Origin of the sequence: Escherichia sp. KTE159 (assembly GCF_000408805.1) — a bacterium.
GTDB classification, from domain to species: Bacteria; Pseudomonadota; Gammaproteobacteria; order Enterobacterales; family Enterobacteriaceae; genus Escherichia; species Escherichia marmotae.
This window is the reverse complement of sequence record NZ_KE137292.1, coordinates 1,551,165-1,563,173: the sequence shown is the minus strand read 5'-3', so window position 1 is coordinate 1,563,173 and position 12,009 is coordinate 1,551,165. Positions and strand designations below refer to the sequence as shown.

10 protein-coding genes are annotated in these 12,009 nt (G+C 50.1%); 5 read left to right on the top strand and 5 right to left on the bottom strand.

Annotation, left to right across the window (positions count from 1 at the left end; all coding sequences use genetic code 11):
- Positions 1-21: 21 nt before the first annotated feature.
- A complete protein-coding gene (gene yciZ / locus A31E_RS14090) occupies positions 22-195 on the bottom strand; it encodes a YciZ family protein (RefSeq protein ID WP_001288366.1) in 174 nt (57 codons plus the stop codon).
- 38 nt (positions 196-233) lie between these two features.
- Between yciZ and A31E_RS26220 the strand changes: the two genes are divergently transcribed.
- Entirely contained in the window at positions 234-362 is a 129-nt protein-coding gene (locus A31E_RS26220) for a hypothetical protein (RefSeq protein ID WP_214678595.1), read from the top strand.
- On the opposite strand, the gene pdeR is transcribed toward A31E_RS26220, so the two are convergent.
- Positions 344-2,329: a cyclic di-GMP phosphodiesterase gene (pdeR, locus tag A31E_RS14095; protein ID WP_000849463.1), complete on the bottom strand. Its 1,986-nt coding sequence runs from the start codon at positions 2,327-2,329 to the stop codon at positions 344-346. The two genes, A31E_RS26220 and pdeR, sit on opposite strands and share 19 nt — an antisense overlap.
- A gap of 53 nt (positions 2,330-2,382) precedes the next feature.
- Between pdeR and A31E_RS0122610 the strand changes: the two genes are divergently transcribed.
- Complete coding sequence (locus tag A31E_RS0122610; protein WP_000323866.1) at positions 2,383-2,505, top strand: hypothetical protein; 123 nt, start codon at positions 2,383-2,385, stop codon at positions 2,503-2,505.
- Positions 2,506-2,567: 62 nt separating this feature from the next.
- Here the strand turns inward: A31E_RS0122610 and A31E_RS14100 are convergent, their stop codons facing one another.
- From A31E_RS14100 to fabI, 3 genes are all read right to left on the bottom strand, one after another.
- A complete protein-coding gene (locus A31E_RS14100) occupies positions 2,568-4,502 on the bottom strand; it encodes an exoribonuclease II (protein ID WP_000484960.1) in 1,935 nt (644 codons plus the stop codon).
- A gap of 67 nt (positions 4,503-4,569) precedes the next feature.
- Entirely contained in the window at positions 4,570-5,709 is a 1,140-nt protein-coding gene (locus A31E_RS14105) for a CMD domain-containing protein (RefSeq protein WP_016248750.1), read from the bottom strand.
- Positions 5,710-5,851: 142 nt separating this feature from the next.
- Positions 5,852-6,640, bottom strand: a complete 789-nt coding sequence (fabI, locus tag A31E_RS14110; RefSeq protein ID WP_000506507.1) for an enoyl-ACP reductase FabI — start codon at positions 6,638-6,640, stop codon at positions 5,852-5,854.
- A 423-nt stretch (positions 6,641-7,063) separates the two neighbouring features.
- Between fabI and A31E_RS14115 the strand changes: the two genes are divergently transcribed.
- The 3 genes from A31E_RS14115 (at position 7,064) to A31E_RS14125 (ending at position 12,007) form a co-directional block, all read left to right on the top strand.
- On the top strand, positions 7,064-7,630 hold the full coding sequence (locus A31E_RS14115) for a TetR/AcrR family transcriptional regulator (RefSeq protein ID WP_000202112.1): 567 nt from the start codon (positions 7,064-7,066) through the stop codon (positions 7,628-7,630).
- Positions 7,631-7,778: 148 nt separating this feature from the next.
- On the top strand, positions 7,779-8,900 hold the full coding sequence (locus A31E_RS14120) for an efflux RND transporter periplasmic adaptor subunit (RefSeq protein ID WP_016248749.1): 1,122 nt from the start codon (positions 7,779-7,781) through the stop codon (positions 8,898-8,900).
- Positions 8,900-12,007 carry an efflux RND transporter permease subunit gene (locus A31E_RS14125; RefSeq protein WP_000492824.1) on the top strand — a complete coding sequence of 1,036 codons (3,108 nt, stop codon included), beginning with the start codon at positions 8,900-8,902 and terminating at the stop codon, positions 12,005-12,007. The genes A31E_RS14120 and A31E_RS14125 overlap by 1 nt, the downstream gene beginning before the upstream one ends.
- Positions 12,008-12,009 lie beyond the last annotated feature (2 nt).

Below are 12,009 nucleotides of genomic sequence, written 5' to 3'. Positions count from 1 at the left end.
GGAAAACTGAAAGCACGATTGTTAAATCTCCCATGGTGCCTTCGGGATGTCTGGCGTAGATGCAGCAACCTGGCGCAAGAGTTCTGCTTTAAGTATCTCAAGATTATGGATCGCAGAGTGGTAATCGCCTGCCACAAGGATATCTAACACAATATCAATACGTTCGGCAACGCGCTGGGCATCAAATTCAGACATCAAGGGTATCCTTAAGGCAAAAAAGGTGAAAATAAATAATGCAAAAATTGCCGCTAAAAGAGAAGTGCTTAACGGCAAAGGTTAATTATCATTCACGAATACGATATGTAATGGAATTATATACCGTTAAATATATATATTCGTCTCTTTATGCGCGTTTCAGATAACGTTTATACCAGCGTTCAAACGCTACGGCGGGCATCGGTTTGGCAAACAAGAATCCTTGTCTCTCATTGATGCCGTTTTTGGTTAAAAAAGCATCTTCTTTTGCGCTTTCTACGCCTTCGGCAATAACCTGCAGGTTCAAGGCCTGAGCTACGGCGACAATTGCCCGTACCAGCGACTGTGAGACAGGTTGTTTGTGAATATCACGGACAAAAACCTGGTCGAGTTTAATGGCATCGATAGGAAATCGTGCCAGTTGAGAAAGGGAAGAGTAGCCAGTGCCGAAATCATCCAGGTGAACCTGTGCGCCTAATTGACTGAATTGCTGAATAACGGAAAGCGCCAGCTCGTCGTTTTCAATCAGGCAGCTTTCAGTCAGCTCGACATCAATAGGGCAATACTCAAATTTAAGTTCCTGGAGTACCTGTTTCAGGTCAGTGAAAATAGTTTGATCAGCGAGTTGGCGTGCTGAGACATTGACTGCCACCCGAAGATTGATGCCTTTATCTCGCCATTTTGCCACCTGGCGAACGACGTCAAGAATAACCCAACGACCCAGAGGCACAATCAGACCGGACTCTTCCGCATAGGAAATAAAGTCCAGTGGGGGAATTAGTCCGCGTTCGGGCGACTGCCAGCGCACCAGAGCTTCCAGACTGCGCACTTCACCGCGCCAGGTGATTTTCGGTTGATAGTGAATAACTAACTGATCGTTTTCCAGTGCTTTACGCAGGTTGGTATCCAACCACAGATATTCAAATACCCGTTGATTCATTTCCGGTGAAAAAACGCAAAATTGCCCTCGACCGCCTTCTTTGGCACTGTACATTGCCGTATCGGCGTGGCGAATAATTGCCGCACTGTCTGGGCCATGTTGCGGTGAAAGTGAAATACCGATCGAACAGCCAGTATAAACTTCGATTAAACCAATGCGAAAAGGCTGACGCAGGCGGGTCAAAATCCGCGATGCCATTGCTTCCAGGGCACTTTGTGAGGTGTTTGGTGCGAGTACCAGAAATTCATCGCCGCCAGAGCGCGCCAGTACCTGATCCGGCTCAAGACAGCTTAAAATGGCCAGTGAAACCTCGCGTAACAACTGGTCGCCAAACAAATGCCCGTAGGCATCGTTCACTTTTTTAAAATTGTCTAAATCGAGATAAACCACGCCGACTTTACTTTCATCCACCTGATTAATGGCGTGATCGATTAATTCCTGCATAGCGTTACGATTCGGCAGCCCTGTAATGCTGTCGGTGTTAGCCAGAATTCGCAAGCGCTCCTGGGCGTGGCGTTCTTCGGTGATATCGGTGCCGGAGCAGATTAAATAGATCTCATTTTTGCCGCTGCCGCTATGCACGAATTTGTTGCGAAACAGAAACAGCCGCTGGCCTTTACGCGTGGGTATCCAGATTTCTACCTCATATGCATTGCCGTTTCGAAAAAATCCACGGTTATTGCGCATGGATGCCGCAGCTTCACGACGACTCATAAACAGTTTAAACACACTTTGCCCGATGACATCGTGTTCTTTCAGCCCCGTGTACTCTTCACATAACCGGTTAAAACGCTGGATATTTCCCCGACTGTCCAGAATCACTATTGCAGAGTGGGCTTCAGAAACCACTTGTTCTGCAAAGGACAGTCCGTGTGATAAATCACGAGCTACCGCCGGTGTGTCATGCCATGCTGACGCGTTTCCACCCCATTCACGCTTATTGATTTTTCGTCCCACCAGATGAACAGAAAGATCACTCTCATCGACTGTCAGGCTCATCATCAGGCTGGAGGTGATAACCGTCATTTCCCGGATACGAGCAGCCTGTTCGGCAGATAACTGCAGAGTACGTTCAGGTTCCGTTGTTTCGGTGGCGGAAAAACGCAAAACATCACTGTTTTCCGACAACCGCCAGTATGGGTTGTGCGATCCGAGAAAGTTGTACAACGTTGTGGACTCCCTAATGGTTTTCATGATGCATACCCTCCGGTTAACAGCGGAGTCCCGCAGTTAAATGAACGGTTCATATGGCTTACATGAAATTAATGGCGGTTAAACGTATTGTTTTTTTTATATATTTATTTGTAATCCAGTTTTGGGAAAACGCCAGTTTTCAAACGGATGTCATTAAAAAAAATCTGCTGAGATAAACGAATGTGGGGGAAGGGAAAAGCAAACGGCCCATCCGTAATGAATGGGCCGTAAAAAGAGATTACGCGACAGGGCGCGCAATAATGCTGCGGGTTTCCATGCGTACTTCGGCAATGGTGACGTCGATAACGTCGGTTACTTTGTAAACTGTTTCACCTTTAATTTGTACGGTGCCGTTTTCCTGACTGCAAACCAGCTCATCGCGCACGGCGTGTAAGAACGGTGCAGGGATAAAGGCGATAGCGCCGTTATCGACCAGACGCACACGCATACCGCCCCGGCTGATATCGACGATTTCTGCCGCAAAACGGGTGTCAGTGCCCGCTTTGTCTTTCAGGAAACGCGCGTACAACCAGTCCCCGACATCACGTTCTGCCATCCGGTTGAGACGACGACGCTCTGCCATTTGGGTGGTGATCTCATCCTGCGGACGCGTCGCCGTTTCGCCTTTGATGATCGCTTTCAGCAAACGATGGTTGATCATGTCGCCATACTTGCGAATTGGTGAAGTCCAGGTGGCATACGCTTCCAGACCGAGGCCAAAGTGAGGACCCGGTTCGGTGCTGATTTCCGCAAAAGACTGAAAACGGCGAATGCGGCTGTCGAGGAAGCCAGTCGGTTGCGCATCCAGCTCACGACGCAGTTTGCAGAAACCGTCCAGTGTGAGCACTTCTTCGGCATCAACATGCAGGCCATGCGTTTTCAGCAATGCTGCCAGCGCCTCGGCATTTGCCGGATCAAAGCCCATATGCACGTTATAGATACCGAAACCGAGCTTATCGCGCAGCACGCGGGCCGCACAAATGTTAGCGGCGATCATCGCTTCTTCGACAATACGGTTAGCAATACGGCGTGGTTCAGCGACGATATCCAACACTTCACCTTTTTCACCGAGAATAAAACGGTAATCCGGGCGATCTTTAAACACCAACGCATGGTTATTACGCCATTCGCCGCGACGCTGGCAAATTTGCGCTAACAGGCGGATTTGTCCGGCAATCGCATCACTTTCTGGCTGCCAGTCGCCGGTGTTTTCCAGCCAGTCGGAAACCTGGTCATAAACCAGTTTGGCTTTGGATTCGATGGTAGCGGCAAAAAATTCGATGTTGTCTTCAATGGTGCCATCAGCAGACAACGTCATCCGACATGCCAGTACCGGGCGCACTTCATTGGCACGCAGTGAGCAGAGATCGTCAGAAAGCTCGCGCGGCAGCATCGGGATGTTGAAGCCCGGCAGATAGTTGGTGAATGCGCGAATTTTCGCTGCTTTGTCCAGCTTGCTGCCTTCGGCAATCCACGCGGTTGGATCGGCAATTGCGACAATTAACTGCAGTTTGTCATCCGGTAACGCCTTCGCGAAGAGGGCATCATCCATATCTTCCGTGCTGGCACTGTCGATGGTGACAAAGTCCAGCGCGGTGAGATCTTCACGAACCAAACCCTCATCGAGCATTTCGGTGGCGACGCCATCTGGTGCTTCTTTTTCCAGGTTATGGCGCGCCAGGGTTACCCACCAGGGCACGAAGTGGTCATCACCAAAAGTGATGTATTGAGTCAGGTCGGCATAGAAAGAACGATCGCCTTTCAGCGGATGGCGGCGCATTTCGGCAACCGCCCAGTCGCCTTCTTTAAACTCATGATTCAGCCCGCGGGCAGCGCGGCAAGGAATAGCGTCTTTTAAGAGTGGATGATCAGGCACGATGGCCAGACGGTCATTCTTGCCCTGAACTTTACCCACGAAACGAGTCAGAAACGGTTCAACCAGTTCTTCTGGCTCTGCGGATTCACGATCTTTTTCACTGTGGATCACCGCGATAATTCGGTCGCCATGCATGACTTTTTTCATCTGCGGCGGCGGAATGAAATAACTTTTCTGTGCGTCGACTTCCAGGAAGCCAAAGCCTTTTTCAGTGGCTTTTACCACCCCTTCAGCGCGGGGCGTCTGGGAGTGCAGTTGCTGTTTAAGCTGCGCTAGCAGCGGGTTGTCCTGAAACATAATTGTCTATTTTGGTGGCCATTAGAGCGGCTGACAGTTTTACGCGATTCTGCCTGACGCAGCAAGGTTAATGTGTCTCACCCAACGCGATTTTTAAGCGATTTATCCAACCACAAAACCCGCTCCATACCAGCAGATTGATAACCTGCGCTGATGATGTTTCATGTTCGAGTAACGGGCTAAACTGGGCGGCGCTAAAGCGATCGGGTGCTCGTGTCAGCCATTGTATCGCCTGAACCGTAGCACGCTCAACAAAATGGCAGTCAGCCCACTGGTTTATTTCGTTTTCGCCCTGACGCAGAATGGATATTGCTGCTTTATATTCAAATGTTGAATGTATGAGAGAGGTGAAACAGGCAGCACTGCCGTTAATTCGTGCGCTGAGTAAAGCAGCAAGTTGATGGCTGGATTTTGTTGTTACCAACGGGCTGGATAACAACGCCACAAAGAGTGAAAACGAGGCAGGATGCAGATTCAGGATTGCTGCCAGTTGGCGAAGTTCAGAGCCTGGCAACAGGAGAGCATTCGTCTCTTGCTCTCCAGAGAATTTTTCCCCTTCGTAGCAGGCACGCCAGCCGGTTGATACTTCAGCAAAAAATGAGCTGTCAGCGTAGCTTTGCACGTCCAGACCGGGTAACCAGCGTACAGGTTGTCCAAGATAAGCCTGAAAAGTCGCAATTGCTCGCGCCTGAAAACCAACAAAACCAATAATTTGATTAATAATTACACAGTCCCAGGCGGTAAGCCCGACATCGTGAAGATGCTGGCGCGATCGGTTGTCGATAATCGATGGAGAGCCGGCCAGTTGACGGGCATATTGCGTGATTTGTGCCAGACGATGATTACTTTCCCTGGAGGCGTCTGGTCCGGGAAGCGGTGTCAGACGCGCGGAATAGTAGTTGCATAAACGCTGGACGCCGCAGACCTGAGCAACGGTCAGAGCGGTCGACAGGCGTTCATAGGCGGTGAATGTCTGTAAACGGGTCACCGCAAGCTGATTGGGAAATAGCTCTACAGCAAGAGTACGCGCCGGGATCAGCCACGAATGAAAGGGATCAAGTGTTTCTTCGTCAAGGATCACGTCGAGCAGAAAAGGATCGGTAACCTGTGCAGCTTCCGGAACCAGAGGCAGAACGTCATGTTCTGCAGTGCTGGATTGCGTTTCGTGATACCAGTGGCTTTTGCCTGAACTGTGGCGTTGTTCCATGGGCGTTCCTTGGTCATAACGGAAATCGTTATCCTGACGCAAGGCAGAGAGGGGAGAAAGACGGATCGGTGATAACAAATATCAGAAAGGTATAACAGAGAAATGGGCGGCGCAACGCCGCCCATCATTACCCACAGAACGATTATTTCAGTTCCAGCTCGTTCATTGCAGCGATGCTGAAACCGCCGTCAACGTGAACCACTTCACCGGAGATACCGGCAGAGAGATCGGAACACAGGAACGCTGCGGAGTTACCCACATCCTCAATGGTAACCGTACGACGAATCGGAGTAACCGCTTCGCAGTGTGCCAGCATTTTACGGAAGTCTTTGATGCCAGAAGCGGCCAGAGTGCGGATCGGGCCAGCAGAGATGGCGTTAACACGCACACCTTCCGGACCCATCGCGTTAGCCATATAGCGCACGTTCGCTTCCAGAGACGCTTTCGCCAGACCCATAACGTTGTAGTTCGGGATAGCGCGCTCAGCGCCCAGATAGGAAAGAGTCAGCAGGGCAGAACCCGGATTCAGCATAGAACGGCAAGCTTTTGCCATTGCAACGAAGCTGTAAGAGCTGATGTCGTGGGCAATTTTGAAGCCTTCACGAGTCACGGCGTTAACATAGTCGCCATCCAGCTGATCGCCAGGTGCAAAACCAATAGAGTGTACGAAACCGTCAAATTTCGGCCAGACTTTACCCAGTTCTGCGAACATGGTGTCGATGCTGGCATCTTCGGCAACATCGCACTGCAGAACGATGCTGGAACCTAATTGAGCGGCAAATTCTTCTACGCGGCCTTTCAGTTTATCGTTCTGGTAGGTGAATGCCAGTTCAGCTCCTTCGCGGTGCATCGCCTGAGCGATACCGTAGGCGATGGACAGTTTACTGGCAACACCGGTTACCAGAATGCGCTTACCGGAAAGAAAACCCATAGCTTTAATCCTTATTGTTGATGCTTGTTGTGCCTGAAAATCAGGCGATTCGTCGTTTTAGTAAACAGTACGAACAGATAAACGGTTATTATAATCAACCTGGCTGTGGGTGGCTATAGTTGCGCTTTCTGTACGGGGGAGAAGCTACAGTACAGAACATTTTGTTCTATCTGATCCTGACATCTTCAGGGGCAGGTTATGGGAATATCTCATAGAATCTGGCGACAACACGTCGCTGCCTTTCTCTGATGAACTGACATCAACGTAATATTTCAACCATCTTCACAGAATCTCCACAATCTCTTCATTATCAGAATATGCATCATGAATAAGATAAAAATACTTTCCATTACTTTGGAGAAACGTATAATTAGCCAAAATGAGAATGATCATTCTCACCAAGTGGAAGGCCAGGAGACAGAAATGACTAGCAAGCTGGAGATACGTCACAAACAGCGCCAGGATGAAATCATCAACGCCGCCCGTCGGTGTTTTCATCGCTGCGGTTTTCATGCCGCCAGTATGTCGCAAATTGCCAGCGAAGCTCAGCTTAGCGTCGGGCAGATCTACCGTTACTTCGCCAATAAAGACGCCATTATTGAAGAGATGGTTCGCCGTATCATCGACTTTCGTATTGCTCAGATGGACATTGACGCGCGTACCGATCGCTTCCCGGAAGTCCTTGCCTTGCGGAAATCCTTAAATGAAGACGACGACGCGTTGATGCTGGAAGTGGCCGCAGAAGCAACACGCAACCCGCGGGTGATGGCAATGCTCGAGGAAGCTGACGCCAGAATGTTCGCTAACGGTTGTGCGCATATGAAAAGAATGCATCCCCATCTTAGCGATGAGCACATTCGTTGTTGCGTTGAGGTGCTCGCCACTATGATGGAAGGTACGGTTTATCGTCGTTTAACACCGCAAAAAAGCGATCCACAACGTCTGCAGGAAATATATCAGGATATTATTAGTATGTTGATAAATAAATAAGAACAGAATTAACCGATAGCGGGGGATATTAATCCCCCTTATTTCATTGCGAAATTTATTTCGCGATGCGGGTTCGTTATATCTGAATATCCCTGACATATCCTCATTAATTTTAATGAGGAGGGTATTGTTCACCCTGGAGAAAATAATGAAGTATATAGCAACGTCTGTAGTGGCAATGCTGCTCTTATCTGGTTGTGATAATACGCAAAATAACAATTCATCCCCGTCGGAAACAGAGGTGGGCGTTGTTACGCTCAAATCTCAACCGGTTTCTGTAGTCAGTGAATTAACCGGGCGCACCAGTGCGGCACTCAGTGCTGAAGTACGTCCGCAGGTTGGGGGAATTATCCAGAAACGCTTGTTTAAGGAAGGTGATCTGGTTAAGGCCGGACAGCCGCTCTACCAGATTGATTCGGCCAGTTATCGGGCGGCATGGAATGAAGCCCATGCTGCGTTGCAACAGGCGCAGGCACTGGTAAAAGCCGATTGCCAGAAAGCGCAGCGTTATGCCCGACTGGTGAAAGATAGCGGCGTGTCACAACAGGATGCTGATGATGCTCAGTCTACCTGTGCACAAGATAAAGCCAGTGTAGAAGCGAAAAAAGCTGCACTGGAAACCGCGCGAATTAATCTTGACTGGACCACGGTCACCGCGCCGATTTCCGGGCGCATAGGCATTTCGTCGGTGACGCCTGGCGCACTGGTAACCGCGTCGCAGGATACGGCGTTAACGACTATTCGTGGTCTGGAAACGATGTACGTTGATCTCACTCGCTCCAGTGTCGATTTACTGCGTCTGCGCAAACAGTCGCTGGCAACCAACAGCGATACCATGAGCGTCTCACTTATCCTGGAAGATGGTACAACGTATAGCGAAAAAGGTCGGCTGGAACTCACCGAAGTGGCCGTTGATGAATCTACCGGTTCGGTGACATTACGGGCGATTTTCCCTAATCCACAGCAGCAGTTGTTACCGGGTATGTTTGTTCGCGCTCGTGTCGATGAAGGCGTGATGGAAAACGCTATTCTCGCGCCGCAACAAGGTGTTACGCGTGATGCTAAAGGTAATGCTACCGCGCTGGTGGTGAATAAAGACAATCAAGTAGAACAGCGCACGCTCGAAACGGGAGAAACCTACGGTGATAAATGGCTGGTGTTGAACGGCCTGCACAACGGTGACCGACTGATTGTCGAAGGTTCCGCCAAAGTAACTTCAGGGCAGACCGTCAAGGCCGTTGAGGTTCAGGCTAATGGAGGCAATGCCTGATGTTTTCGCGTTTTTTTGTTCGCAGACCCGTCTTTGCCTGGGTTATCGCCATTTTGATTATGTTGGCGGGGATTCTGGCCATTCGCACATTACCCGTCGCGCAATATCCTGATGTTGCGCCGCCGACCATCAGAATTTCAGCTACTTATACCGGTGCTTCTGCTGAAACGCTGGAAAACAGCGTAACTCAGGTTATCGAACAACAACTTACCGGGCTGGATAATTTGCTCTACTTCAGTTCCACCAGTAGTTCGGATGGCTCAGTCAGTATTAACGTAACGTTTGAACAAGGCACTGACCCTGATACCGCGCAGGTGCAGGTACAAAATAAAATACAGCAGGCGGAGTCACGTTTACCGAGCGAAGTACAGCAAACCGGTGTCACGGTGGAGAAATCACAAAGCAACTTTTTGCTGATTGCTGCCGTATATGACACTACCGACAAAGCGACCAGTTCCGATATTGCTGACTGGCTGGTGAGTAATCTTCAGGACCCGCTGGCGCGTGTTGAAGGCGTAGGGAGTCTGCAAGTTTTTGGGGCTGAATATGCGATGCGCATCTGGCTTGATCCAGCCAAACTGGCCTCATACTCGCTGATGCCATCCGATGTACAAAGTGCAATTGAAGCGCAAAACGTGCAAGTTACTGCCGGGAAAATCGGTGCTTTACCGTCATCGAACACGCAACAATTGACGGCAACAGTTCGTGCTCAGTCACGCTTGCAAACCGTTGAGCAATTTAAAAATATCATTGTTAAAAGCCAGTCAGACGGCGCGGTTGTTCGCATCAAGGATGTGGCTCGCGTTGAGATGGGTAGCGAAGATTATAACGCCATCAGTAAGTTGAACGGTCATCCGGCCGCAGGGGTAGCCGTGATGCTCTCACCGGGAGCGAATGCGTTAAATACGGCGACGCTGGTAAAGGATAAAATCGCAGAATTTCAGCGCAACATGCCACAGGGATACGACATCGCTTACCCAAAAGACAGCACTGAATTTATTAAAATCTCCGTAGAGGACGTAATTCAGACGCTGTTTGAAGCCATCGTACTGGTGGTTTGTGTGATGTATTTATTCCTGCAAAACCTGCGCGCTACGCTGATCCCGGCGTTAGCCGTGCCGGTCGTCTTGCTGGGGACGTTTGGCGTTCTTGCGTTGTTTGGCTATTCGATTAATACCCTGACGTTATTTGCAATGGTACTGGCGATCGGCCTGTTGGTGGACGATGCCATTGTGGTGGTGGAGAACGTCGAACGTATTATGCGTGACGAAGGACTGCCTGCGCGTGAAGCAACGGAAAAATCAATGGGCGAAATTTCTGGCGCTCTGGTTGCTATTGCTCTGGTACTGTCTGCCGTATTTCTGCCAATGGCGTTCTTTGGGGGATCTACGGGGGTAATTTATCGTCAGTTTTCGATAACCATTATTTCCGCCATGCTGCTTTCCGTGGTGGTCGCATTAACGCTGACTCCTGCGCTTTGTGGTTCTGTCCTCCATCATGTTCCACCGCATAAAAAAGGTTTTTTCGGCGCATTCAACCGCTTTTACCGTCGTACTGAAGAAAAGTACCAGCATGGCGTCCTTTATGTTTTGCGTCGTGCGGTGCGGGCTATGGGTGTCTATGTCGTGCTGGGCGGTGGAATGGCTCTGATGATGTGGAAACTGCCGGGCAGTTTCTTACCCACTGAAGACCAGGGCGAAATCATGGTGCAGTACACGCTGCCAGCCGGAGCGACCGCAGCTCGTACAGCAGAAGTAAACCGCCAGATTGTTGACTGGTTCCTGGTAAACGAAAAAGCAAACACTGATGTCATTTTTACCGTTGATGGTTTTAGTTTTAGTGGTAGCGGGCAGAACACCGGGATGGCGTTTGTCTCGTTGAAAAACTGGTCACAACGTAAGGGTGCAGAAAATACCGCCCAGGCCATTGCCTTACGGGCAACCAAAGAGTTGGGGGCAATTCGTGATGCTACGGTATTTGCCATGACTCCACCTGCGGTTGATGGTCTGGGGCATAGCAATGGCTTTACGTTTGAATTAATGGCAAGTGGTGCTACTGACCGTGAAACCTTACTTCAAATGCGTAACAAGTTGATTGAACAGGCTAATCAAAGCCCCGAGCTGATTTCTGTACGTGCCAATGACCTGCCGCAAATGCCGCAATTGCAGGTAGATATTGATAACAATAAAGCTGTATCGCTGGGTTTGAGTTTAAGTGATGTCACCGATACGCTGGCCAGCGCGTGGGGCGGTACTTATGTGAATGACTTTATTGACCGTGGCCGTGTGAAAAAAGTCTACATTCAGGGCGACAGTGAGTTTCGTTCTGCGCCGTCAGACTTAGGGAAATGGTTTGTGCGCGGTAGCGATAACGCCATGACGCCATTCTCTGCTTTTGCTACTACGCGCTGGATCTATGGCCCGGAAAAACTGGTGCGTTACAACGGCTCCGCGGCTTATGAAATTCAGGGGGAAAACGCGAGTGGTTTTAGTTCTGGCGACGCGATGGCAAAAATGGAAGCTCTGGCAAACAACCTTCCGGCAGGGACAACCTGGGCCTGGAGTGGCTTGTCATTGCAGGAGAAACTGGCCAGCGGTCAGGCACTGAGTCTGTATGCGGTCTCTATTCTGGTGGTTTTCCTCTGCCTTGCAGCACTGTACGAAAGTTGGTCAGTTCCGTTCTCGGTCATTCTGGTGATCCCGCTGGGGCTGCTCGGTGCGGCGCTGGCGGCCTGGATGCGTGATTTAAACAACGACGTTTACTTCCAGGTGGCGCTATTAACCACTATCGGTTTGTCGTCGAAAAACGCCATTCTGATTGTGGAATTTGCCGAAGCGGCGGTTGCTGAGGGCTATTCCCTGAGTCGTGCGGCATTACGCGCGGCGCAGACCCGTTTACGTCCAATCATCATGACCTCGCTGGCGTTTATTGCGGGGGTTATGCCGCTGGCGATGGCGACCGGTGCAGGTGCGAACAGCCGCATCGCCATTGGTACGGGCATTATTGGCGGTACGCTGACCGCTACATTACTGGCCATCTTCTTCGTTCCTCTGTTTTTTGTGCTGGTTAAACGTTTGTTTGCCGGTAAACCGCGCCGTCAGGAGTAAGT

Bases quoted from the DNA above. Each gene is read 5' to 3' on its own strand.
- A31E_RS14115 (WP_000202112.1), top strand. From the start codon at position 7,064: ATGACTAGCAAGCTGGAGATACGTCACAAACAGCGCCAGGATGAAATC.
- yciZ (WP_001288366.1), bottom strand. From the start codon at position 195: ATGTCTGAATTTGATGCCCAGCGCGTTGCCGAACGTATTGATATTGTG.
- A31E_RS14100 (WP_000484960.1), bottom strand. From the start codon at position 4,502: ATGTTTCAGGACAACCCGCTGCTAGCGCAGCTTAAACAGCAACTGCAC.
- A31E_RS0122610 (WP_000323866.1), top strand. From the start codon at position 2,383: ATGGCTTACATGAAATTAATGGCGGTTAAACGTATTGTTTTTTTTATA.
- pdeR (WP_000849463.1), bottom strand. From the start codon at position 2,329: ATGAAAACCATTAGGGAGTCCACAACGTTGTACAACTTTCTCGGATCG.
- A31E_RS14125 (WP_000492824.1), top strand. From the start codon at position 8,900: ATGTTTTCGCGTTTTTTTGTTCGCAGACCCGTCTTTGCCTGGGTTATC.
- A31E_RS14120 (WP_016248749.1), top strand. From the start codon at position 7,779: ATGAAGTATATAGCAACGTCTGTAGTGGCAATGCTGCTCTTATCTGGT.
- A31E_RS26220 (WP_214678595.1), top strand. From the start codon at position 234: ATGCAAAAATTGCCGCTAAAAGAGAAGTGCTTAACGGCAAAGGTTAAT.
- A31E_RS14105 (WP_016248750.1), bottom strand. From the start codon at position 5,709: ATGGAACAACGCCACAGTTCAGGCAAAAGCCACTGGTATCACGAAACG.
- fabI (WP_000506507.1), bottom strand. From the start codon at position 6,640: ATGGGTTTTCTTTCCGGTAAGCGCATTCTGGTAACCGGTGTTGCCAGT.